At 56.3% G+C, this 22,466-nt stretch carries 18 protein-coding genes; all 18 read right to left on the bottom strand.

Translation table 11 applies throughout. The features are described 5' to 3' along the window. Positions 1-23 precede the first annotated feature (23 nt). The 18 genes from ptsP to CKV89_RS05625 all read right to left on the bottom strand — a co-directional run bounded on the left by ptsP (position 24) and on the right by CKV89_RS05625 (position 22,428). A complete protein-coding gene (gene ptsP / locus CKV89_RS05710) occupies positions 24-2,585 on the bottom strand; it encodes a phosphoenolpyruvate--protein phosphotransferase (protein ID WP_028326918.1) in 2,562 nt (853 codons plus the stop codon). Positions 2,586-2,731: 146 nt separating this feature from the next. Continuing rightward, the gene (locus tag CKV89_RS05705; RefSeq protein ID WP_028326919.1) at positions 2,732-3,664 is read right to left on the bottom strand and encodes an RluA family pseudouridine synthase; all 933 of its coding nucleotides are present in this window, start codon (positions 3,662-3,664) and stop codon (positions 2,732-2,734) included. After that, a complete protein-coding gene (lspA, locus tag CKV89_RS05700) occupies positions 3,661-4,236 on the bottom strand; it encodes a signal peptidase II (protein ID WP_095068494.1) in 576 nt (191 codons plus the stop codon). The genes CKV89_RS05705 and lspA overlap by 4 nt, the downstream gene beginning before the upstream one ends. 113 nt (positions 4,237-4,349) lie before the next feature. After that, positions 4,350-5,270: a DivIVA domain-containing protein gene (locus CKV89_RS05695; protein WP_028326920.1), complete on the bottom strand. Its 921-nt coding sequence runs from the start codon at positions 5,268-5,270 to the stop codon at positions 4,350-4,352. Between the two features lie 216 nt (positions 5,271-5,486). After that, positions 5,487-5,774 carry a YggT family protein gene (locus CKV89_RS05690; RefSeq protein WP_028326921.1) on the bottom strand — a complete coding sequence of 96 codons (288 nt, stop codon included), beginning with the start codon at positions 5,772-5,774 and terminating at the stop codon, positions 5,487-5,489. A 227-nt stretch (positions 5,775-6,001) separates the two neighbouring features. Next, positions 6,002-6,649 (bottom strand): cell division protein SepF, encoded by a 648-nt coding sequence (locus CKV89_RS05685; protein WP_028326922.1) that lies wholly within the window; start codon positions 6,647-6,649, stop codon positions 6,002-6,004. Positions 6,650-6,776: 127 nt separating this feature from the next. Beyond that, positions 6,777-7,547 carry a YggS family pyridoxal phosphate-dependent enzyme gene (locus tag CKV89_RS05680; RefSeq protein ID WP_231935336.1) on the bottom strand — a complete coding sequence of 257 codons (771 nt, stop codon included), beginning with the start codon at positions 7,545-7,547 and terminating at the stop codon, positions 6,777-6,779. A gap of 9 nt (positions 7,548-7,556) precedes the next feature. Further along, the gene (locus tag CKV89_RS05675) at positions 7,557-8,303 is read right to left on the bottom strand and encodes a polyphenol oxidase family protein (protein ID WP_084440953.1); all 747 of its coding nucleotides are present in this window, start codon (positions 8,301-8,303) and stop codon (positions 7,557-7,559) included. 97 nt (positions 8,304-8,400) lie between these two features. Next, positions 8,401-9,675 carry a cell division protein FtsZ gene (gene ftsZ, locus CKV89_RS05670; protein WP_028326924.1) on the bottom strand — a complete coding sequence of 425 codons (1,275 nt, stop codon included), beginning with the start codon at positions 9,673-9,675 and terminating at the stop codon, positions 8,401-8,403. 365 nt (positions 9,676-10,040) lie between these two features. Then, complete coding sequence (locus CKV89_RS05665; protein WP_157728087.1) at positions 10,041-10,823, bottom strand: cell division protein FtsQ/DivIB; 783 nt, start codon at positions 10,821-10,823, stop codon at positions 10,041-10,043. Positions 10,824-10,832: 9 nt separating this feature from the next. Next, a complete protein-coding gene (gene murC / locus CKV89_RS05660) occupies positions 10,833-12,269 on the bottom strand; it encodes a UDP-N-acetylmuramate--L-alanine ligase (protein WP_028326925.1) in 1,437 nt (478 codons plus the stop codon). Beyond that, positions 12,266-13,390 carry an undecaprenyldiphospho-muramoylpentapeptide beta-N-acetylglucosaminyltransferase gene (gene murG, locus CKV89_RS05655; protein ID WP_084440955.1) on the bottom strand — a complete coding sequence of 375 codons (1,125 nt, stop codon included), beginning with the start codon at positions 13,388-13,390 and terminating at the stop codon, positions 12,266-12,268. The genes murC and murG overlap by 4 nt, the downstream gene beginning before the upstream one ends. Next, positions 13,387-14,514, bottom strand: a complete 1,128-nt coding sequence (gene ftsW, locus CKV89_RS05650) for a putative lipid II flippase FtsW (RefSeq protein ID WP_231935327.1) — start codon at positions 14,512-14,514, stop codon at positions 13,387-13,389. The genes murG and ftsW overlap by 4 nt, the downstream gene beginning before the upstream one ends. A 125-nt stretch (positions 14,515-14,639) precedes the next feature. After that, on the bottom strand, positions 14,640-16,232 hold the full coding sequence (murD, locus tag CKV89_RS05645) for a UDP-N-acetylmuramoyl-L-alanine--D-glutamate ligase (RefSeq protein WP_084441006.1): 1,593 nt from the start codon (positions 16,230-16,232) through the stop codon (positions 14,640-14,642). Positions 16,233-16,246: 14 nt separating this feature from the next. After that, positions 16,247-17,341, bottom strand: coding sequence for a phospho-N-acetylmuramoyl-pentapeptide-transferase (gene mraY, locus CKV89_RS05640; RefSeq protein WP_028326928.1), 1,095 nt, complete (start codon positions 17,339-17,341; stop codon positions 16,247-16,249). Next, complete coding sequence (locus CKV89_RS05635) at positions 17,338-18,768, bottom strand: UDP-N-acetylmuramoyl-tripeptide--D-alanyl-D-alanine ligase (RefSeq protein WP_028326929.1); 1,431 nt, start codon at positions 18,766-18,768, stop codon at positions 17,338-17,340. The genes mraY and CKV89_RS05635 overlap by 4 nt, the downstream gene beginning before the upstream one ends. Next, positions 18,765-20,423 carry a UDP-N-acetylmuramoyl-L-alanyl-D-glutamate--2,6-diaminopimelate ligase gene (locus CKV89_RS05630; RefSeq protein ID WP_084440956.1) on the bottom strand — a complete coding sequence of 553 codons (1,659 nt, stop codon included), beginning with the start codon at positions 20,421-20,423 and terminating at the stop codon, positions 18,765-18,767. The genes CKV89_RS05635 and CKV89_RS05630 overlap by 4 nt, the downstream gene beginning before the upstream one ends. 10 nt (positions 20,424-20,433) lie before the next feature. Beyond that, complete coding sequence (locus CKV89_RS05625) at positions 20,434-22,428, bottom strand: peptidoglycan D,D-transpeptidase FtsI family protein (protein WP_154657609.1); 1,995 nt, start codon at positions 22,426-22,428, stop codon at positions 20,434-20,436. Positions 22,429-22,466: the final 38 nt, after the last annotated feature.

Raw genomic sequence — 22,466 nt, 5'->3', positions numbered from 1 at the left:
TTTGACTTCCTGATTTTTCCGGGTCAGGCCGACGTGGACTGACCATCAAGGGGATTGAGGGCTCTCACCTCAGTCGCAGTGCTAGCTTCAAGGGCTTTGTCGGCCAGCACACGACAGTCTTCAAATGAAACCGCACGTACTGCGGCTTTAATCTCCGGGATGGCAGGAATAGAGCACGAAAGCTCATCCACGCCAAGCCCAATAAGGAAAGGAACGGCTTGAGGATCAGAAGCTATTCCGCCGCAAACTCCCAGCCACTTTCCTTCAGAATGTGCAGCTTTCGCTGCTCGACCAATCAGTTGTAGAACCGCCGGATTGCACGGATCCACCTGACTGGCCAGCTTAGGGTGCCCGCGATCCATCGCAAGCGTGTAACTCGTCAAATCATTGGTGCCGACACTAAAGAAATCGACTTCTTTTGCGAATTGTGAAGCCATCACAGCCACAGAAGGAACCTCAACCATGATTCCCAACGGCACACGCGCTACACCAAGGGAAGCAGCCTCAGCATCAAAGATCGCTTTCGCGGCACGGAATTCTTCAAGAGTAGCGATCATCGGGAACATGACCTGCAAATTCGTGCCACCATCTGCGGCGCGAAGAATCGCCCTGGCCTGGGTGCGCAACACCTCCGGGCGCTCCAATCCCACACGCACTCCCCGAACACCGAGGAAGGGGTTTTCTTCACGCTCAATAGGTAGATAGGGCAATGGCTTATCCCCACCCACATCAAGCGTGCGAATCACCAACGGTTGCCCTGGATGCAGCGAACGTGAGATCTCGCGATAAATACTCGTCTGCTCATCTTCACTTGGAGCAGACGAACGCCCCAAGAAGATAAACTCACTCCGCAACAAGCCAACACCCTCGGCGCCATATTTCATCGCCGAACGTGCATCCTCAACGTTGCCAATGTTGGCTACAACCTCGATGGAGTATCCATCCGTCGTCACCGCACTCTCATGCGCGTGAGATAGGTCTGCCTCGTGCTTAGCAGCTAATGCTGCCTGACGTTCTTCAATACGCGCGATCTCGGCATCATCGGCTCCCATACGCAAGGTGCCAGCTGCACCATCGAGAATAACCCGCGTTCCATCAGGCACTTCCAACGCTGCGCGCTCAATACCAGCCACCGCAGGGATCCCCATGCTGCGGGCAATAATCGCTACGTGGCTCGAGGCTCCACCAGCGGTAGTAGCAAACCCAACAACCTTGCTGCGATCAAGGGCTGCAGTGTCAGAGGGAGTGAGATCCTCAGCAACAAGGATGGTTCCCTCCTCGAACTCCATCACCTCGCCGGCATTGCCTGTCAGCTCAGCAAGCACTCGCCGACCAACATCACGAATATCTGTCGCCCGCCCAGACAAAACCTCATCACGTAGCGCAGCCAACTGTGCCGCCTGCGCCATAAACGACTGCTGCCAAGCAAATGGTGCACTTCTACCGGCATTAATCTGTGCAACAGCGCCCGTCCGCAACTCGGGGTCAGCGATGATCTCACTATGCGCAGCGAAAATCGCTGCTTTCTCATCGTCGCTAGCAACGCGCTCGCTCAATGCCACAATCTGCTGACGCGCCCGCTCAATGGCCGCATCTAGCACTCGCAACTCTTCAGCAGGATCAGATGCATCTTCGGCAAAGTCAGCAATATCAACATGCAACTGCCGAACATGCCCAATCGCCAATCCTGTTGAGGCCGCAACACCAAGAAGCAGGTTCGGATCCCCTGACCGTGGCCCCGACCAAGAGTCGACAGAAGAGTCACTTACAGCCACAGCGGCACTAGAACCTATATCCGGGCCAATTTCGTCGCCAAGACCGCTGAGAATTGCCGCAGCCAAACGCTCCACCGTCTTCTGCGCGTTATCGCCGCGCGCAGCCACCTGCACAGCAGAACCCCGAGTCAATCCAAGCGCTAGCACACTAGTGATACTCGTCGCATTTGCAGATTTTCCTGCATAGCGCAGCTCAGACTCGCCACCAAGCTCTTTAGCCAACGTCACCAAAGTGGCAGCCGGACGCGCGTGCATACCCGTTGGATTCGGAATGATCAGCTCTTCGGAAACAACAAAATCACCCTCAAAGGCAGATTCCACCTGAGCAGAGAGCTGCGCCCCAGGCACAAGCGTGACTCGAGCGACAGCATCCTCCCCGACAGTCACCAATCCACCAACGACCTCAACACCACTGACCAACTCGCCATTGGTGATAACCACCTCGGTCAAGGTGCTAGTTGCTTTCTCAGAGACGACTGCCAAATCGAAGCGCACCAACGGTTCACCAACTCGAACAACCTGTCCAGTCTCGACCAGGGCTTCGAAACCCTCTCCATCAAGACGCACGGTCTCAAGTCCGATGTGCATCAGCACCTCGAGACCTTCACCTGTCCGAATAGTCACCGCATGCTTAGAAGGATGAAGATCAATCACCTCACCATCTACAGGCGCACACAGCTCCGAACTCATCGGATAGATGGAGAAACCATCCCCGACCATCCTCTTCGCGAAGACTGGGTCGGGGACCTCCTCCAAGGGCACAACAGCACCAGTCATCGGTGCCATCAAGACCACGCGATCTGCAGTCATTGCTCGATCACTTTCTTCAAGGTTGCTTAAGGGGACGCCGCCGTGCACCTCACACAAGCAGGTGCACGTACAACTAAACCCTGACGCTACCTCGAAGCAGTCCTCGACAGTTACCCAGGAGGCGTACGTGTGCGGAAGCTAGCAGCTCATCCTGCACGCAAAAGATCTACTGCATCGGCAAGATCCGCAGGATAAGAGCTGGTGAATTCCACGTATCGCCCAGAATCCGGATGGATAAAACCAAGTTTCATTGCATGCAGCCATTGGCGTATCAAACCTAGACGAGCTGCCAGCTTCGGATCAGCTCCATACAAGGGATCCCCCACACACGGACGCCCTGTCGCTGCAAAATGCACACGAATTTGGTGTGTACGACCAGTCTCTAGATGAACCTCAATGAGAGAAGCCTCACGAAAAGCCTCAAGCACTTCATAATGCGTCACACTCGGCTTACCAGAACGCATAACAGCAAACTTGAAATCATGCCCAGGATGCCTTCCGATCGGAGCATCGATAGTACCGACAATCGGATCCGGCAGCCCTTGCACAACAGCGTGATAAGTCTTGTCAACAGTGCGGTCACGGAAAGCCTGCTTGAGTACCGAATAGGCATGTTCACTCTTCGCAACAACCATCAAGCCGCTCGTCCCTACATCAAGACGCGACACAATGCCCTGGCGCTCAGGGGCCCCCGAAGTAGAGATCCGATAACCAGCTGCACGCAACCCACCAACAACAGTCGGACCAGACCACCCCACACTGGGATGCGCAGCCACACCTACTGGCTTATCGACCACCACGATGTCCGAATCATCATGCACGATACGCATACCCGGAACAGGCTCAGCCTTAACCTCTAAACCAGAAGGCAACTCTGGCCCCGGCAAAGACACTTCCAAAATTGCGCCCGCTGAAACCCTGTCCCCCTTCGAAACCACCACATCATCAACGAGCACATCGCCAGCTTCAATCAATTTGCTGCCCTTGGAACGCGACAAACCAAACAGCCTGGCCAACACAGCATCCACACGCTCGCCGCTAAGCCCCTCCGGGACCGGCAACCGTCTCACTTCACTCATTCGCGTTCCTGCCCACTCATCGCCTCACCAAACTTCATATCCCCCTCCTGAGGTGCCGCCACCGAAAACGCCTCCCACCCAGCCACAGCTGCCACAAAAATCATTACGGCAGCCACAGTGATTGCCGAATCCGCAACGTTAAAAACTGGAAACGACCCGACCGAGATGAAATCAACGACATGCCCATAACTAAACGAAGGTGGCCGCCACAACCGATCGAAAAGATTTCCAGTCGCACCGCCAAACACAAGCCCTAACGTCACAGCCCACCACATAGACCTCAAACGCCAGGCAGCCACGAACACTCCCAGTCCAACCACAGCCTGAAAAACCGTGAACACGGGAGTAATAGATTCGCCCACAGAAAACGCAGCACCCGGATTAAAAACCAAACGAAAACGAACCCAATCCCCAATAACGGCGACTGGCCCCTCCGCCAACGTGCGCAAAGCCACAGACTTCGACCACTGATCCAAGACAAACACGACCGAGCCAATAAGCAACACAAGAACACCTGGCATCAGCCGTGCAGCCCCATAGGCAGCACGAGAATCGATTTTTTTCCAGAGCATCACACCAAGAATGGTGCCCTAACCACCCCACCACGACTAATCATCGACGAAGACGTGCGGACGCCCCACCCGGCACACCAAGGCGGAGCGTCCTCGCTAACTTCCTTCTACAGTCAGGCGTCACCAAGACCAGCAGGCGCCATAGGAGCCTGCGACTCAAGAGCCCCCAGCTGCTTCTCCAGGTACGAACGCAGGCGCGTACGGTACTCAGACTCAAAAGAACGCAAGCCACTGATAGCAGCCTCCAAAGAAGATTTCTCCCCCTCCAAGGCCGCCAAAATTTCCTGACGACGGCGCTGCGCCTCACCGACAAGCTGATCAGCTTCACTGCGCGCCTCACCAAGCAAACGCGTATGCGTGGCCTGAGCCTCGCCCGTCAACCGATCATGCTGTTCCTGCGCGGAGGAAACCAAGTCAGCGTGCTTCTGCTGACCAGTACGCACCAAGTCATCATGCCGCTGCTGAGCTTCTCGCAACAACGTGTCACGCTTAGTAGTGGCATCAGCCAGCATGGAATCCCGCTGAACCCGGACCTCGCTCATCATCTTGTCGCGAGTAACCGTCGCCTCATTCACCAAGCGCTCGTGCTCAGCTTTACCCTGCGCAACGTACTCATCGTGCACCCGCTGAGCCAGGGCGATAACACCGGCGGCATCAGTAGAGCCGGACTCAGCCACGGGACTCGGCGCAGGCGGAGCTGCACTGGCCTGAGCAGCTGCCTCCTCACGAGCCGCGGCGATCCTCTTCTCTGCCTCACGCTCAACCGCAGCAACCTGCTCTTCGGCACGCCGCTTCACCGCAGCGATACGCTCGGCCACCTCGGCCTCGAGCTGTGCAGGGTCAATGCGACCATCGGTGGCGCCGCCGCCACCGGTCTCAGCACGCCGCCGCAAGTCCGCGTTCTCAGCGTTGAGTCGACGGAACTCCGCAACGATCTCGTCAAGGAAGTCGTCGACCTCCTGCTCGTCGTACCCACGACGGAACTGAGTGGCTGTGAAGTTTTTGTTGAGAATGTCTTCTGGCGTGAGAGCCATCAACCGTCCCCTTTGCATTGGCGGAAGCGTGTGCCCAGATGATCGGCAACCATAGCCGAGCCCCCGAACACTCGACACCACGACAAATCGCTGGACCGCTGGTCAGGCACGAACACGGACCCGACCAGACCCGATGATTCTGCACGACGAGAACTGATCTGACCAGGACGGCCGACCCGAAAACACGGAAACGATCAACGTGTAGACGAGCACATTTCAACTGAGCTGTTGAAAAAAGCCTACCAGCAAGGAAATCATGAGAATGAGTACGAGGAACGACAGATCCAACGCAACAGCCCCCAAACGCAGCGGAGGAATAGCTTTCCGCAAGGCTTTCAGAGGCGGATCCGTCACCGTGTAGACACCCTCGCAAAGCATAAGAATCACGCCCTTAGGGCGCCAATCACGTGCCAAGAGCTGAATCCAGTCAATGACCAGCCGGGCAATCAACACGAACATGTAGAGGTTCAGCAACCACGCCACAAGAGCAAAAAATCCCTGCATAACCTAAGTATCCCTAGCTCTCCCGAGGGGCATTCCCTCGCTCCAGTAACCCCACACCAACTCTTATTGGGCACCCACAACGGCCCCAACACCCACAACCACTGCACACCCACGAAAACGCCACGCACACACGTGAGGTCGGCCCTCACTTCAAAGGACCGACCTCATCAATTCAACGCATACAACACATGCACACAACCGGACCCACATAGAACCGACCGCGGCGCTTAGTGCTGATCAAACACTCCGGCATGTGCACCACTGTCCTCGACTTCAGACGTGGTCGTCACCTCCACATCAGAAGGCGACAAAAGAAACACCTTGTTCGTCACCCGCTCAATCGACCCGGCCAATCCAAACACCAAACCCGCCGCAAAATCCACCAAACGCTTAGCATCCGCGTCATCCAGATCCGACAGATTCATGATCACCGGCGTCCCATCACGGAACGCCTCTCCCACCTTCTTAGCCTCGTTATACGTACGAGGGTGAATGGTGGTAATGCGATGCACGCCCATGACCTCCACATCGTCAACTACCTCTGAAACAGGAACCCGACGCGGAAACTGCGCCACTTCAGCGTGATATTCCTCACTATCATGCACATCCTCCTGGGCAACCGCCGCAGCCGACGACACCGGCGTCGAACGACGGATAGGAGTAGGAGTATCTGCTTGCGAAGCCCCCCACTCATCCCCCTGAGCTTCCCGCTCCGACACAGCGGACGCAGCGTGATGCCCCCTAGACCGGTGATCGCGACCATCCGCTGCGCCATCTGTGGCACGACGGTATCCGTTGGCGTACTCCTCGTCATAACGGTCGACCTCATCGGTCAGACCCAGGTACACCATTGCCTTGTGCAGGGCACCTGCCATCGCTCGCTCCTCATTGAATTCCACTTCACGTTTAATGGACCGAGTCTCCGGCCAACAACCACCCCCCACTGACTTTCACATCAATCAGCGGCACACCGGGGAGCCCGATGCGTGATTTCGCCTCAAACTACCCGTACGTAGACCGGGACCCCAGGATTGCGCTACCGACACGCACATGCGTGGCCCCCGCTTGGATAGCCTCTTCAAAATCGCCGCTCATCCCCGCGGAAAGCCAAGTGGCACTGGGGTGATTACACAAGAAACGCTCACGCGCACAGAACAGTTCCGCGAATGCGGCCGCGGGTTCAACGTTTCTTGGAGCGACGCTCATCAGGCCTCGTAGTCGCAAATCCTTGTGCTGCATTACAAAGTCAGCCAACCGAGCAAGCTCAGCTGGGGGAACACCACCCCGCCCGGGATCTTCAGAGATCGCCTCAGACGAACGCAGGTCCACCTGCAGCAGCACATCAAGCCTTCGCCCCGCTCGACTCGCAGCACCAGCCAAAGCTGTCACAAGCTTAGGCCGATCCACTGACTGCACGACATCCGCGTAGCGCGCAATCGAAACTGCTTTTTTCGACTGCACCTGACCAACGAAATGCCAACGAGGCATGGATATCTCACCACACAAACGGGCAACTTCGCCAACTTTGGCCACAGCCTCCTGATCACGACTCTCCCCCACGTCAGTCACACCACACCTAACCAACGCCGCCACATCAGTCGCAGGAAAAAACTTCGTCACCACAACAAGCTGCACAGAATCAACAGAACGCCCAGAACGCACACACGCAGACTCAATCCGCCCACGCACCATCTCAAGGTTCCTGCGCAACTCACACTCACGCTCCACCAACGCGCCCTCTAACCCCTCATTCATAGCACCCGCTTTACTCACAACAGCCCCTCACACTGCCGGATCAAGCACAACAACCCCAGCAAAACGCCCAGTCACCTTATGCCTCCGATACGAGTACAAAGAACGGTCCTCCAGCGTGCACCCTGAAATCCGATTCACCTCAACCTCAGCCGCCCTTAACTCCATCTCCACCCCGGCAGCCACATCAATACCCGCACTACCCCAACGAGTCCGCGACCGCACCCCCGGACGAACCAACTCAGCTTCCCGCGCCAACTCAACAGGCACCTCATAACACTCACCACAAATCGAGGGACCAATCCAGGCCACAACCCGCTCTGCTCCCAACTCGCGCATCACAGTCACCGTACGCGTAGCCACACCAGACAACATGCCTCGACGCCCAGCATGCGCAACACCCACCACACCAGCACGCACATCAGCGAAAACAACTGGCACGCAGTCCGCCACCAAAACCCCTAACCCCAGCCCTGGACGCGTTGTCACCAACGCATCCACATCTGCAACTGGCCCCTGACCCCACGGCCCATCTACCACCGCAACATCATTTCCATGCACCTGATTCATGAACACCACCCCACCAGACCCCACCCCCATCTCACGCGCCAGGGCTACACGATTAGCCATCACTCGCGCCAAGTCATCACCAACATGCCCCCCCACGTTGAACTCACCATATGCAGGCTCCTCCTGGCCAGACTCCGGTAAATGCCCTCCCGCATCTGTGAACCCCCACGCCACTCGATGCTCCCCATCACCGAGGTGATGATCCATCGGAAGAACTCCACGCGCATACAACACAACATCACCCTCGAAATATGCGAAGAAGCGCTCCCTTAAGGGAGCGCTTCTTCGCGATCAATGAACTACATCACTTAAGGAAATCTGGAACGTCCAGATCATCACCCTCATCGAACGTAACCGTTCGTGGAGGACGCACTGCTTCACGATGCGTTTCAACAGGAGCTTCCTGCTCAGCCTCCGGCTGTGCAGGTGCAGGACGCGGACTCACCGGCTGAGGCTGAACCTGCCCCGGACGTCCAGCAGAAGCCGCGGCCGCCTGCGGCTGACTGGGCACCATAGGCCGTTCCGCCTGCGGAGCCACCTGCTGAGCAGGACGCGGCGCAGAACGCGGAGGGGCCTGCTGCCCCTGCTGCGCAGAAGAACCCTGCGACTGCTGCTCACGACGAGGCTGGGGAGTACCCCCATCAAAACCCGCCGCAATCACAGTCACCCGCACCTCGTCACCAAGAGCATCATCGATGACCGCACCGAAGATAATGTTCGCTTCGGGGTGGGCTGCCTCCTGCACCAAACGAGCAGCCTCATTGATCTCAAACAATCCAAGATCACTGCCACCCTGAATGGACAACAGCACACCATGTGCGCCATCAATGCTTGCCTCCAGCAACGGACTGGAAATAGCAAGCTCAGCAGCTTGCACTGCACGATCATCACCACGTGCTGACCCAATACCCATAAGAGCACTGCCAGCACCTTGCATAACAGACTTCACATCAGCGAAGTCAAGGTTGATCAGACCAGGCGTGGTGATGAGATCGGTGATGCCCTGCACACCGGAAAGCAACACCTGGTCTGCGCTGCGGAACGCGTCAAGCATGGAAACCGCGCGGTCACTAATAGACAGCAAACGGTCATTAGGAATAACGATGAGCGTGTCAACTTCTTCACGGAGAGCGCCGATACCCGACTCAGCCTGGTTGGCTCGACGGCGGCCTTCAAACGTGAATGGACGCGTGACCACACCAATAGTCAACGCACCCAAGCCTTTAGCGATTCGCGCGACAACGGGCGCGCCACCGGTACCGGTACCGCCACCCTCACCGGCGGTAACGAAGACCATATCGGCGCCACGAAGCGCCTCTTCGATCTCCTCGGCATGATCCTCAGCCGCTTTCTTACCGACCTCAGGGTCGGCGCCAGCGCCCAAGCCACGAGTAAGTTCACGACCGACATCCAGCTTCAAGTCGGCGTCACTCATGAGCAGCGCCTGCGCGTCAGTGTTGATCGCAATGAACTCGACACCCTTGAGGCCGACCTCGATCATCCGGTTGACCGCATTGACACCGCCCCCGCCGATACCGACGACCTTGATGACGGCCAGGTAGTTCTGTGGAGCTGCCACTGGGGGGCCTTTCGAGACGGAGATGTTAACGATGTGGCGAGTGATTTCACCTTCAGCAAAACCCTCGACTTCAAGTCAATGTTGAGGAGGTATTCCCGATCGCCTGATTCCCATACCGGTCGACTCCCCGGGGCGATCCCTCTTCTGACAACGATGCTGCCACTTCAGGAAGACCTGTCCACGACATCAACGGGTTTCAGATGCAATACATCTTGACAGACGGACCGTCTGAGTTCTCGAGCGGTCGCTCTTGACCTCCATACCATCCTACGTGAGTTATACGCCTTGTCCACGCATTCCTAACACGCCGGGATGTCTCGACCTCCAGTTGATCCGTAGGGAACTCGCGGAAGGAACGATCCTTATCACCGCGTCGTTACAGGACTCAACGGAGCCGACAAATCCAAGGTTGAGATCTTCCCCCGCCGCATCAGCGGCTCCAATACAGCAGCCTTAACGCGCCCCTCTGAAGAGTCACCCCACATCACTCGAACCCCAGAGAGTTCAAATGAACCACGCGCACTACCATCCACCTCGAAGTTCTTCACCCTGGCAACCAAACCAGCAGGCATAGAAGTTCCCACCGCAGCAGCGGTAGCAAGCGACCTAGAATCACGCGGATTAGCAATCTTGACCGGAAGAACACCAGCGGGAGGCGCAGGCACACTCTCATACCCAACTCCAGCTTTATCGATCAAACGATATGCCCCCGAAGGCAAAGCAGCAGCAGCCACCGGTGTCCGTTCGGAAACCTCCACATGCACTCCATTTGGCCAGGCACGCCGCACCCTTACAGCAGAGAACAAATGCACCTGATCCACCGCATCACGCGCCTCCACAAGATCAACCTCAACTAGAGGTTTACCCAAAAGAGACTGCGTCCGGTCCCGAATAATCGTCTCCCGATGCGCCGACGCTCCCCCAATAGTCACCTGATCCACACGAAACCAGTCACTCTGCGTCAACAGCCAATAAACACCTCCAGCCACTCCCGCCACAAGCAAAAGCCAGGCCACAAGGCGCCACACCCGCAACCGCACACGACGCGCCCGCTGCACAAAACGTTTATGCGGAGTCACCTTCGGGTTTACCGCCGCTTGCCCGGAACCTCGCGCCCCCGCGTCCTTAGCTCGTGATCGAGAACGCACCACACCACCTCACACAGAACGATCAGCTAAACACGTCAGCAATGCAGGCCCAACCGTGGTCACATCACCAGCTCCCACAGTCAAAACCACATCACCTTCCCGCACATGATCCGCCACAACTGATGCCGCATCAGACAAACACGCCACGAAGTGCACTCCTCGCTGCCCTGGCAACGCAGAAAGATGCTCTGTGATTAAACGCCCACTCACCCCAGGCATCGGCTCTTCCCGAGCCCCATAGACATCCAGAACAAACACTTCATCAGCAGGGGCCAGCCCCTGAGCAAACTGCTCAGCAAAATCTCTAGTACGCGAATACAAATGCGGCTGAAAAAGCACAACCAGCCGTCCAAAACCCACCAACTCACGCGCCGTCTGCACCAAAGCTCGAACCTTACCGGGGTTATGCGCATAGTCATCAATAACCGTGACATCCCCCGACGAGCCCTTAATTTCAAAGCGCCGCCGCACACCTCCATAACCGGCCAACCCGGCCACCCCGGCCTCAGGCGACACCCCAAGCCCCACCGTGGCGGCCACCAATGCGGCCACCGCATCCAACACGTTATGCAAACCCGGCAACGGCAGTTCGAGCGCAATCACTCCCCCACCAGGCATATACACACGCGCCCGACTCGTCATGCCCACAAACTCGACTGCATCAACACGGACATCAGCATCAGCAGACTGCCCGTACGTGACCACACGAATGCCGGCCAGACCGGCGCGCTCGGCCAGGCGCAAAGCACCATCATCATCAGCACACGTAACCAACAACCCACCCGGACGCATCGACATCACAAATTCCAGATATGCATCCTGAACCGCCTCAAACGTGCCGTAAAAATCCAGATGGTCAGGCTGCACATTCGTCACCACCGCCACGTCAGGCCGATAAGCGAGGAACGAGCCATCCGACTCATCAGCCTCCACAACAAAAACACCACCAGCGCCCAGCTCTGCATTTGACCCCGTCGCCACCAAATCACCACCAACGGCGAAAGAGGGATCCACACCAGCATCACGCAACAACGTGGCAGTCATCGCTGTAGTCGTGGTTTTCCCATTCGCACCTGCAATCGCAACGCGGCGAACATCCTTCGCCACACTCGCCAACGCCATCGAGCGATGCAACACACGCAAGCCACGCTCACGAGCCGCCAGCAGCTCAACGTTGTCATCACGAATGGCAGAGGAAACCACTACCGTTTCAACACCTTCAAGGTGAGCAACATCATGCCCGACGTGTACGTCAACACCTGCCTGACGCAAACCGTCAAGAACCGCAGAATCTTTGGCATCAGATCCGCTCACCGACAAACCCGCCGCACACAGCAGACGCGCCACCGCAGACATCCCCGCGCCACCTACAGCCAACACATGGGTACGCCCCAACTCAGCAACCGGCAAAACTTCACCCGTGACGTCAAAACGCGTCGGCCTCATCGAACAGCACCCTTCGCTCCAGCAGCAATAATCATGTCCACCAGCTGATCATCAGCCGTGCGGACCCCCACACGCGCCGACGCATCAGCCATCGAAGAGAGCCGCTCACGGTCACGCATCAAAGGAATAACTGTCCCGGTAACCCATTCACGACAGACTTGCGCATCATCAACCAGCAAAGCCCCACCAACGGCGACCACGTCATCAGCGTTGATTCTTTGCTCCCCATTCCCAATCGGCAAAGGAACGAAAATGGCAGGAAGCCCCACCGCCGTCAACTCACACACCGTATTCGCACCCGAACGGCAAACAACCAGATCCGCTGCCGCATAAGCCAGCTCGATACGATCTGCATACTCAAGAACCCGATAAGCTGGCCCATCCACACGCAGATCAGGCTCAAACCCCTTACCGCCACCAGCCAAATGCAACACCTGTACCCCCGCCTCCTGCAGATCCCGCACAGAAGCAGAGAAAGCATCATTCAACCGCTTGGCCCCCAATGACCCACCCGTCACCAAAAGCACCGGTGCATCCCCGCGCAAGCCAAAATGAGCCAAAGCCTCATTCCGCAACGCAGCACGATCCAACCGTGTAATTTCCGCCCGCATTGGCATTCCGATACACCGAGCATTTGGAAGACTCGTTGAACTGAACGTAGTCGCCACGAACTCCGTCATCCGCGAACCAGCTTTATTTGCTAGCCCTGGCCGCGCATTACCCTCGTGAACAACAATCGGTACGCCCCGGCGTTTAGCCGCCAAGTATGCAGGGGTGGACACGTAGCCACCGAACCCCACCACAACCTCAGCCTCCGCATCAAGGATTGCCCGATCTGCGGCACGAATTTCCTCCACCAGCTTCCCTGGAAATTTCAAGGCCGCGCGATTAGGTCGCCGCGGAAAAGCAACCTTGGGAACAAAAGCCAAATCATAGCCACGCGCCGGAACTAAACGCGCCTCCAACCCTTCACGCGTACCCAAAGCCGTAATTCGCACATGTGGGTCACGTCTCCGCAACGCATCCGCCGTCGCTAACAGAGGAGACACATGTCCCGCCGAGCCGCCCCCAGCTAAAAGAACCGAAGCTGGCATCTTTACTGACTCACTACCCATATTCATCGACGAGGACCTCCATGTCTGCGCGGAACAGCCGCAAGAGTACGAATAAGCACGCGAGGACGTGCCTGCAATGCCCGACGAGCGGCCGGCTCATTTCTTGCAAAAGAAATGAGAATCCCCAACGCGCCCAAAGTAGTGACCAAGGCAGAACCGCCATAACTCACTAAAGGAAGAGGAACACCAATAATCGGCAATAATCCAATTACGGAACCAATATTGATGACAGCCTGCACTAGAATCCAGCTCATAACACCAGCTGTCACCAAACGAACAAACATGTCATCGCTGTGCCGGATCAAGCGATAACAACCCAACGCCAAAGCACCAAAAAGGAGAAGGATCATTAATGTGCCAGCAATACCTAGCTCTTCCCCTACAATCGCGAAAATAAAATCATTATGCGGCTCTGGCAGCCACAACCACTTCTCCCGAGAGCCACCCAACCCAACACCCGACAAACCTCCGTCAGCCAGCGCAAACTGCCCGTGTCTCGACTGCCAGCACTGCAAAACGTTCGTGCAACTCAGCCAAGCATTAATACGTTCAGTTCGGTTACTTGAGCCAACCACCAAAGCCAGAACTCCGACAGCACCAACTCCTGCCGAAATCGCAAAAAATTTCCATGAGATACCAAGAACCCAGAGAATTCCACCTAGTACAGCAAATAGAACTAGCGCCGTGCCCAAATCACGACCAAGCAACACTAAGCCAACTACAACAAAAGCAGCCGGCATAAAAACTGGAATAACCACATGACGCCAGTCCCCCAACAGCTTTTTCTTTTTCGCCAAAACTGCAGCAGAAAACAGAATGAGGGCAACTTTGCCGATTTCAGAGGGCTGCAGCTGAACTCCAGCAATACTAACCCAGTTCCGGTTCCCGTTTACCGTATGCCCCAATGGCGTAAAGACCAGCATCTGCAAACAAACAGAAACAAAAAGAAGGGGTAACCCAATACGCTTCCAAAAGCGCACAGGCAATCGTGCCGTCACACACGCTGCCCCTACTCCCACCACAGCGAAAATACCTTGGCGGAAAAAAAGATTAAAAGGAGACTTATTGTTATTCAGCTGCGTAACAGAACTTGCTGACAAAACCATCACCAAACCGATGATGAGAAGCATGCCAGTCGCCGTGAGCAACAAGTAATACGTCGACAACGGAGATTCCAGCCGATCCCACAACGACGGCCTCTCACGCTCTCGCTCACCGATGACTCGTTCCCGGTCACGCAGCTGTTTACTCATGGCTACTCAGACTCCCCGGCACACGTATCACCAGCGAAACGTCTAACAGCCTCAGCAAAAGCATCCCCGCGAGCACCGTAATTAAGGAACATATCCATTGATGCCGCCGCAGGCGCCAACAAAACAACATCACCTTGCTGTGCTAGAGCCGAAGCTTCACGAACAATGCGATCCATAATCAGCTCCGAACCTTCCGGAGGCGCCTCGTCACCCACATCAATCACGGGAACAGAAGGCGCATAGCGTTCCAACGCATCCGCCAAAATTGCTCGGTCACGCCCCAGCAAAACCACGCCTCGCAACCGATCAGCTCTGGTCCGCACCAGCTCATCGACGTCAGCGCCTTTAAGCAGCCCACCTGCAACCCACACCACACTCGCAAAAGACCCCAAAGAGGCAGCAGCCGCATGCGGATTTGTTGCCTTACTGTCATCAATGAACGTAACTCCATCAACAACCGCAACCTCCGCAATGCGATGCTTCTCTACTTCATAGTTGCGCAGACCAGCCTGCACAACTGGAGCAGGAACACCAATCGCCCGAGTCAAGGCTGCTGCAGCTAATGCGTTAGCAACAAAATGTGGCGCTGGAGGCAGCGACCCCCGCGACAAATCAGTCAAAGTTCCGATTTCAGCTGCCGAATTAGCTCGATCCTCGACAAAAGCTCGATCAGCCAACACATCCTCGACTACCCCCAACATCGATAGCCCAGGCATCCCCAGGGTGAACCCCACAGCTCGGCATCCCTCGATAACATCCGCATCTCGAACGAGCTGCTCTGTGACAGGGTCCGACCCGTTGTAAATGCACGCGATCTGCGTGTTTTCGTAAATTCTTCCCTTATCTGCCGCATAGGCCTCCATCGACCCGTGCCAATCGACATGATCAGGTGCAACGTTCAAACAAACCGATGCAGCGGGAGAAATCGAACGCTGCCAATGCAGCTGGAAACTCGATAGCTCCACCGCTAGAACTTGATACGGATCTGGATGCAAAACCGCCTCAAGGAGAGGCGTTCCCACGTTCCCCGCCGCGACTGACCTCAATCCCGCGGCAGAGAGAATAGAAGCAGCCATTGTGACAGCCGTGGTTTTTCCATTGGTTCCAGTGATGCACAACCATGGCGCAGGGTTCTCTGCTGGCCGCATACGCCAAGCCAGCTCCACTTCTCCCCAAATCGGCACACCTGCCTGGGCAGCATGAACAAGGAGGGAATTATCCGGACGCCACCCGGGCGAGGTGACAACCAAATCAATCTCAGAGACTGTTTCCGGTGACTCAATCGCGGCCTGACCCTCCTGGCCCAACAGGGTTACAGCACCTAAGATTTGCAAAATTTTGGCTTTCTCAGCCAAAACGCTCTCCGCAGGAGCCTGCGCACCATCGACCACCGTTACACGAGCTCCTCGCTCCAGTAGCGCATCTGCGGCAGCAAATCCACTGAGCCCTAGCCCCGCAACGAGTACTCGCAGCCCAGCCCAATTCGCATCGCGGTGAGTAAGGCCCGGACGAGGGTCCAGTCCCACCACCGAAGTGGTGACAAAGTCGTCGCTTTCACACACGTGGACTGTTTTCTCGATCGATGAACCGCTCATACCTTCTGTCACGCTCACACCGTCCCTCCGGTCATCCATTCTGCGTAGAAAGCAGCCACACCCAAACCGCAGAACAAGCAAGCAATAATCCAGAACCGAATGACGATAGTTACCTCAGCCCATCCCAAAAGCTCAAAATGGTGCTGCAAAGGCGCCATGCGGAAAACACGCTTCTTACGAAGCTTGAAAGAAGCAACTTGGACAATCACTGACATAGTGATAATCACAAACAGGCCACAAAGAATGACCGACAACAACTGTGTACGTGAGGTAATGGCAAGCCCCACAACAGCACCACCAAGAGCCAGTGATCCCGTGTCACCCATAAAGATCCGAGCTGGAGAAGCGTTCCACCACAAGAAACCAACACAGGCACCCAGTAGCGCAGCAGCAACAATCGCTAGATCAAGCGGATCAGGAGTGGGGTAACACTTAGGCGATGGTGCGGGCATCCAACAGTTCTGATTGAACTGCCACAGCCCGATGAGCAGGTAAGAAGCGGCTACTGCTGCTGTAGCCCCCGTAGCTAACCCATCGAGACCATCGGTGAGGTTCACCGCATTTGTGGTTCCCGCAACCATCAAGTTCACCCATATGAGGTAAAGCACGATGCCGATCGCGGCACCGACACCCAACTCACGAAAGTCGAATTCGGTATCACGAACAAAAGATATGGCTGTCGATCCGGGAGTTATACCATTTGCATTCGGAAACATGATGACGACTGCACCAAAAACAGAGGCAACCAAAGTTTGACCTACGAGTTTTTGCCATGCTCGTAAACCAAGACTTCGCGCCTTACTGATTTTAATGTAGTCATCAAGAAAGCCAACTGTCCCCATGCCAACGACGAGAAACAAAACTGCTAACCCACTGGAAGAAACCGGATGCATCGTGACAATATGGGCAATTAAATATCCAAGAACAGTAGCCACAATAATGACCACACCACCCATCGTGGGCGTTCCGCGCTTGGTGTGGTGACTTGTAGGGCCATCATCTCGAATGAACTGGCCGTAATGCTTTTTCACTAAGAATTTGATGAACCACGGGGTGGCAAACAACGCAACCAGGAGTGCTGTCCCGGCTGCAACAATGATGAGTCTCACGCGTTTCCTCCCCCTCGCACCAAATCCTCACCAAGGCGCCACAAACCTGCGCCATGGGATGACTTGACGAGAACTAAATCTCCGTCATGGAGCATGCTCTCGAGTTTCTCAAGTGCCGCTTCCACAGTAGCGACGTGCTGAACATGCAAATTCGGCGAACCAGGCAGAATCTCGCTATTGGCACCATCAACATAAGCCTCGACGCCAGGGCTTTCACCCACCGCCACGATTTCATCAATCCCCAAACGAGCCGCCAATTGGCCGACCGCTCGATGCTCAGCTTCTTCTTCATCGCCAAGCTCGAACATTGCACCCAAAACGGCATATGTGCGGCGGCGCGTTTCACCTTGTCCCGCCATCACCGAAAGGGTTCGGATGGCCGAAGACATGGACTCAGGGTTGGCGTTGTAAGCATCATTGATCACGGTGGTGCCATCGGGCCGATCATGACGCTCCATGCGATACCGGCTTGCTGGACGAGCTGTTTCCAAGGCTGTCTTCAGTTCGCTCAAGTTCATCCCGGCCCACGTAGCAACAGCAGCAGCAGCGAGAGCATTCCAAACTTGATGGTCACCCATGAGACCTAAGTCGACGTGGATGGACTCCTCATCGATAGTCAGTGTGAAGGATGGGCACCCGTCCTCACCGACGACGATATGTGATGCGCGGATATCACTGCCTTCACTTGTGCCAAAACGAACAGTGCTGGCTTCGTCAGCTACTGACATCGTACTGACGAGCTCGTCATCGGCATTCAGAACGGCAAGCCCGCCCTTAGGCAAAGACATAGGCAGTTCAGATTTTGCGCGCGCAATTGCTTCACGCGATCCAAATTCACCAATGTGCGCGCTTCCCACATTAAGGACAACGCCCACGCTCGGGTGCGTCATGGTAGTGAGGTAGTTGACATGGCCAATACCGCGAGCTCCCATTTCGAGCACAAGGTATCGGGTTTGCGGTGTAATCCGACACACAGTCAACGGAACACCGACTTCAGAATTTAAAGAACCGACGTTGGCGACTGTGTTTGCTTGGAAGTTCAGGACATGCGCAATGAGATCTTTCGTTGTGGTTTTTCCACTTGATCCGGTGACGCCGATTACGGTGAGTTCACCTGCTGCCTCTTGTGTTTCGATGAGAAAAGAGGCCAGCGCAGCAAATGCATCCTGGACATCGTCAACCTGAACGTAGGGAAGATCCTCGATAGGCGTGGTGACTAGAGCAGCCACAGCACCGTTGTCTGCAGCAGAAGCTGCGTAGGCATGTCCGTCTGCGTGCTCACCAATTCGAGCAATGTAAAGCGAACCTTCCTCAGCAGCGCGCGAATCGGTGACTACCGACCCCTTCACGAGGATGTCAGCTGCTTCAGGAGAGCTCAGACGTCCTGAAGTGATACAAGCGATCTTGCCTAAAGTAAGTGGAATCATCGATCCTCCTGATCCGATCCCAGATGTGAGGCCCACGCTGCCGCAATGGCTTCGCGGTCATCGAAAGGAATGGTTTCCGTCCCGATTGTTTGGGTGCTTTCGTGGCCCTTGCCAAGCACTGCAAGGATGTCTTGAGGTTCGAGGTGCCTGATTGCAGCTGCGATTCCTTCTGCGCGACCTGCTTGTTCCAGCACAGTGGTTTGCGAAGCGCTATGAGCGCCCGCGGTGACGGCAGCTCGGATGATAGCTGGGTCTTCGCAACGTGGATTGTCGTCGGTGACGACAACAACATCAGCCAGAGCTGCTGCAGCGGCTCCCATAAGCGGGCGTTTTCCCGCATCGCGGTCGCCACCTGCCCCAATAACTGCGACGAGGTTGCCTCCCCGCTGGTCAGCTCGAGCGCGCAGGGCAGTGAGAGTGGCAGTAATGGCGTCGGGCGTATGTGCGAAGTCGACGTAGGCCTCTGGGGTGAGTGCATTGTCTGCACTGCCTAGTGTCGATGTGTGAAGAGGGACGATCTCCATACGTCCGGGAACACGAGGTCGGGCTCCCATGGCTCGTTCGATCTCGTTGACGGGGAGCCCTGAAGCGAGCAAGACAAGTGCGGCAAGTGCTGTGTTGATGCGGTTGTGCTCGCCAGGCAGCGCACTGTTGAGCCGAAGTCTTCCTGGGCCGGTGTGAGTACCTTCACGGACAAGTTCGAATGCGGTATCTGCTTTGTCGCCAGTGGTGACTAGGCGCCAGTCCGGGGTTGGCGTGTCTTCAGCAGTTGGTGATGTTTGGTCAGTTGTCGCGCAGGTGCTGTCGCTAAAAGACGGGGTGGCAAGTGTGATGGTGGGGATGGTCGATTGCTGGGCGAGACGACGTCCCCAAGTGTCATCGATGCAGATGACTCCCGTCGTAGCGTGTTCAGGGGTAAAGAGGGTGGCTTTGGCTTGGAAGTAGTCCTCCATGGACTCGTGGAAGTCGAGGTGATCTTGAGAGAGGTTCGTGAAAACTGCGGTGTCGAAGCGGATAGCGTCAGCGCGGTGCAGTGACAGGGCATGGCTGCTTACTTCCATCACGCAGTGACTGACTTCGTGCTCTCGCATGAGTGCCAGTACACCCTGGAGCTTGGGGGATTCAGGTGTGGTGTGTGAGCTGCGCAGGACGCTACCTGCAATGCGGGTTTCGATGGTTCCGATGAGTCCGGTGGTGCGGCCGAGCGCCCTCCATGCAGATTCGACAAGGTAGGCAGTAGTGGTTTTGCCGTTAGTCCCGGTGATGCCGACCATGCCTAGCTGAGCAGTGGGGTTGTTATAAATAGCTGCTGATACTGCACCTAGAACGGCTCGTGGATCCGGAACCACAATGAGCGTGCTGTTGCAGTTAGTACTTAGTTCGGCACCGTGGGGGTCGGTAAGGATTGCTTGAGCACCCGATTCCACTGCTTTCTGTGCGAACTGGGCACCATGCACGTTGGCTCCAGGAAGCGCAGCGTAGAGGTCTCCGGGCTGCACTTCGCGGCTGTCAAGGGTGGCTCCGGTAAGGAGTTTGTCGGTTTCGGTTATTGCACCGCGTAATTTGACGTCGACGCCGGTGCCCCGGATGAGGTCGACGATCTGCGCGATCGATGTGCCTGATACGTGTTCTGGCCGGTTCACTGTGATCACCACGTGCAGGACACTACCTGCGTCTGGCCGCGGAGGTGTTGTCCGTAGGTGATACGGCAGGTGGTTGGAGTCCAGTTTTTGTTTCGGGGGTGTTGGGCGTCACGGCTTGAGGTTTGTTATCGCCGGCGGGTGCGCTTTGTGGGGTAGGAGTCGCCTGGGAGGGGTCGAAGGTAAGTGGGAATTCAGCAATTTTGGCGCCGCTGGGAGCGATTCCGTATTTCTGAAGGGCATGTGACATGACTGAGGAGAACACTGGGCCTGAGGTGGAACCGCCGTAGATGTCTTTTTTCGGGTTGACGAGAAAAACACCCATGACGAATTGCGGATCGTCGGCGGGTGCGTAGCCGACAAATGAGGAGACGTATCCTCCTTTACCTGTGTAGCGGTTAGAGGTTCCAGTTTTTCCTGCGATGTTGAAGCCCGGGACAGCCGCTTGTAGCGCGGTTCCTTCGTTAGAAACGACGGATTGGAGCATGGAAGCAAGCTGGCTGGCGGTCTCTTTAGAGACTGCTTGAGTCTGTTGTGGCAGTGGTTGGGGGTGGTATTGACCTTCGACATCAGTGCGGCCAGCGATGAGGGAGGGGGGAATATGGACTCCCTTGTTAGCGATAGTTTGCATGATTCCGGTGACTTGCACTGGAGTAGCGGTGAAGGCTTGACCGAAAGAAATGGTGTAGCGGCTTCGTCCGTCCCAGGTGCTGGGATCCCCGAGATAGCCGGCAGATTCGCCCGGGAATCCGACAGCAGTGCGTTCGCCTAGTCCGAAACGTTGCATATATTCGGCGAGCTTTTCTCGTGGGTAGAGCTGAGCGAGTTTGACGGTGCCGATGTTGCTGGATTTAGCGAGAACACCTGCTGTGGTGAGGTGTTCGGTGGGATGGTCGTGTGAGTCACGGAATTCTTGGCCGTCGACGGTGTAGCGGTTGGGGATTTCCCACTGGGTGGTGGGAGTGGTGAGACCAAGGTCGAGAGCTGCTCCGGCAGTGATGATTTTGGTGACTGACCCGGGTTCGAAGGCGCCTTGGAAAGCCATGTTGGAGAAGTCTGAGTTGTTGCGACCGCGGTCTGCTGGGTCGAAGGAGGGTGCTTGGGTGACGGCGAGTAGTCGTCCTTGTTTATCCATGATGACGATGACTCCGGCTTCGGCACCGAGGTCTTGTACTTGTTTGGCGATGGCGTCATGGGCAAACCAGTTGAGGTCGTTATCAATGGTGGTTCGAATGACTTCGCCGGGTACGGCCGGGGTGATTTTTGAGTTGCCCATGGGTATGACGCGGTTATCGAGAGAGTATTCGCGAACGATTTTTCCTGGGCGACCGGTGAGGGCTTGGTTGTAGAGGTATTCGAGTCCACCACCGGTGTTGCCTTTGGCAGTGCCATCAGATCCAACCCATCCGACGGTGGCGGCTGCGGGCTCTCCACCGGGGTAATAACGGATGGGAACAAGTTCGTTAGTGACGCCGGGGATTTTCAGGCCTTGGACTTTGAGCCAGGTAGTGGGAACCACGGATCGGGCGATGGGGACCCATGGTTTTCGTCCGGTCATGCTGGTGGCGAGTTGTTTTTCGTCGATGCCGAGGATGGGGGCTAGGTCCGCTGCTGCACCTGCAGCACCAACTTTGGTGCTTTTTTTCGTGTTGGGATCTTTTTTGGTGTATTCGGCTACGGCAACTTGGTCGACGACGACGTCGAAGCGTTCGCTGGACTCAGCTAGGGGTGCTCCGTAGCGGTCTTGGATCGTGCCGCGTTTGGCAGGGATTGGGGTGGGGCGAGAACGGAGCCTTTGGGCTTGTTGAGCAATGGTCTCAGCGTCGATGGCTTGGAGTCGCACTAGTTGGGCAGCGAAAACAGTGAAGATAAAGAGCAGAGCAATGAACATGGCTCTGCTGCGGCGTCTGGGGTCACCAGCTGCGCGTTTTTTAGTAGCTTTTGTTGTTTCGCCTGGGCCTTGTGGAGGACGTGCTGGATTGGTGTTTTGGGGTGTATCCGGGCCCGCTGGTGAGGGCACGGTAGGTTTAATGGGGCTCGGGGGCGCGCTGGGTTTCT

It is taken from the genome of Dermatophilus congolensis (genome assembly GCF_900187045.1).
Classification (GTDB): Bacteria; Actinomycetota; Actinomycetes; order Actinomycetales; family Dermatophilaceae; genus Dermatophilus; species Dermatophilus congolensis.
The sequence above is the reverse complement of the archived record's forward strand: the minus strand, read 5'-3'. Positions and strand labels throughout refer to the sequence as shown.

Coding starts and splice junctions, on each gene's coding strand:
- CKV89_RS05695 (WP_028326920.1), bottom strand. CDS start 5,270: ATGGCTCTCACGCCAGAAGACATTCTCAACAAAAACTTCACAGCCACT.
- murG (WP_084440955.1), bottom strand. CDS start 13,390: ATGAATATGGGTAGTGAGTCAGTAAAGATGCCAGCTTCGGTTCTTTTA.
- lspA (WP_095068494.1), bottom strand. CDS start 4,236: ATGCTCTGGAAAAAAATCGATTCTCGTGCTGCCTATGGGGCTGCACGG.
- ftsW (WP_231935327.1), bottom strand. CDS start 14,514: ATGCTTCTCATCATCGGTTTGGTGATGGTTTTGTCAGCAAGTTCTGTT.
- CKV89_RS05705 (WP_028326919.1), bottom strand. CDS start 3,664: ATGAGTGAAGTGAGACGGTTGCCGGTCCCGGAGGGGCTTAGCGGCGAG.
- CKV89_RS05685 (WP_028326922.1), bottom strand. CDS start 6,649: ATGGCAGGTGCCCTGCACAAGGCAATGGTGTACCTGGGTCTGACCGAT.
- CKV89_RS05690 (WP_028326921.1), bottom strand. CDS start 5,774: ATGCAGGGATTTTTTGCTCTTGTGGCGTGGTTGCTGAACCTCTACATG.
- CKV89_RS05635 (WP_028326929.1), bottom strand. CDS start 18,768: ATGATTCCACTTACTTTAGGCAAGATCGCTTGTATCACTTCAGGACGT.
- ptsP (WP_028326918.1), bottom strand. CDS start 2,585: ATGACTGCAGATCGCGTGGTCTTGATGGCACCGATGACTGGTGCTGTT.
- murC (WP_028326925.1), bottom strand. CDS start 12,269: ATGAGGCCGACGCGTTTTGACGTCACGGGTGAAGTTTTGCCGGTTGCT.
- murD (WP_084441006.1), bottom strand. CDS start 16,232: ATGAGCGGTTCATCGATCGAGAAAACAGTCCACGTGTGTGAAAGCGAC.
- CKV89_RS05675 (WP_084440953.1), bottom strand. CDS start 8,303: ATGGATCATCACCTCGGTGATGGGGAGCATCGAGTGGCGTGGGGGTTC.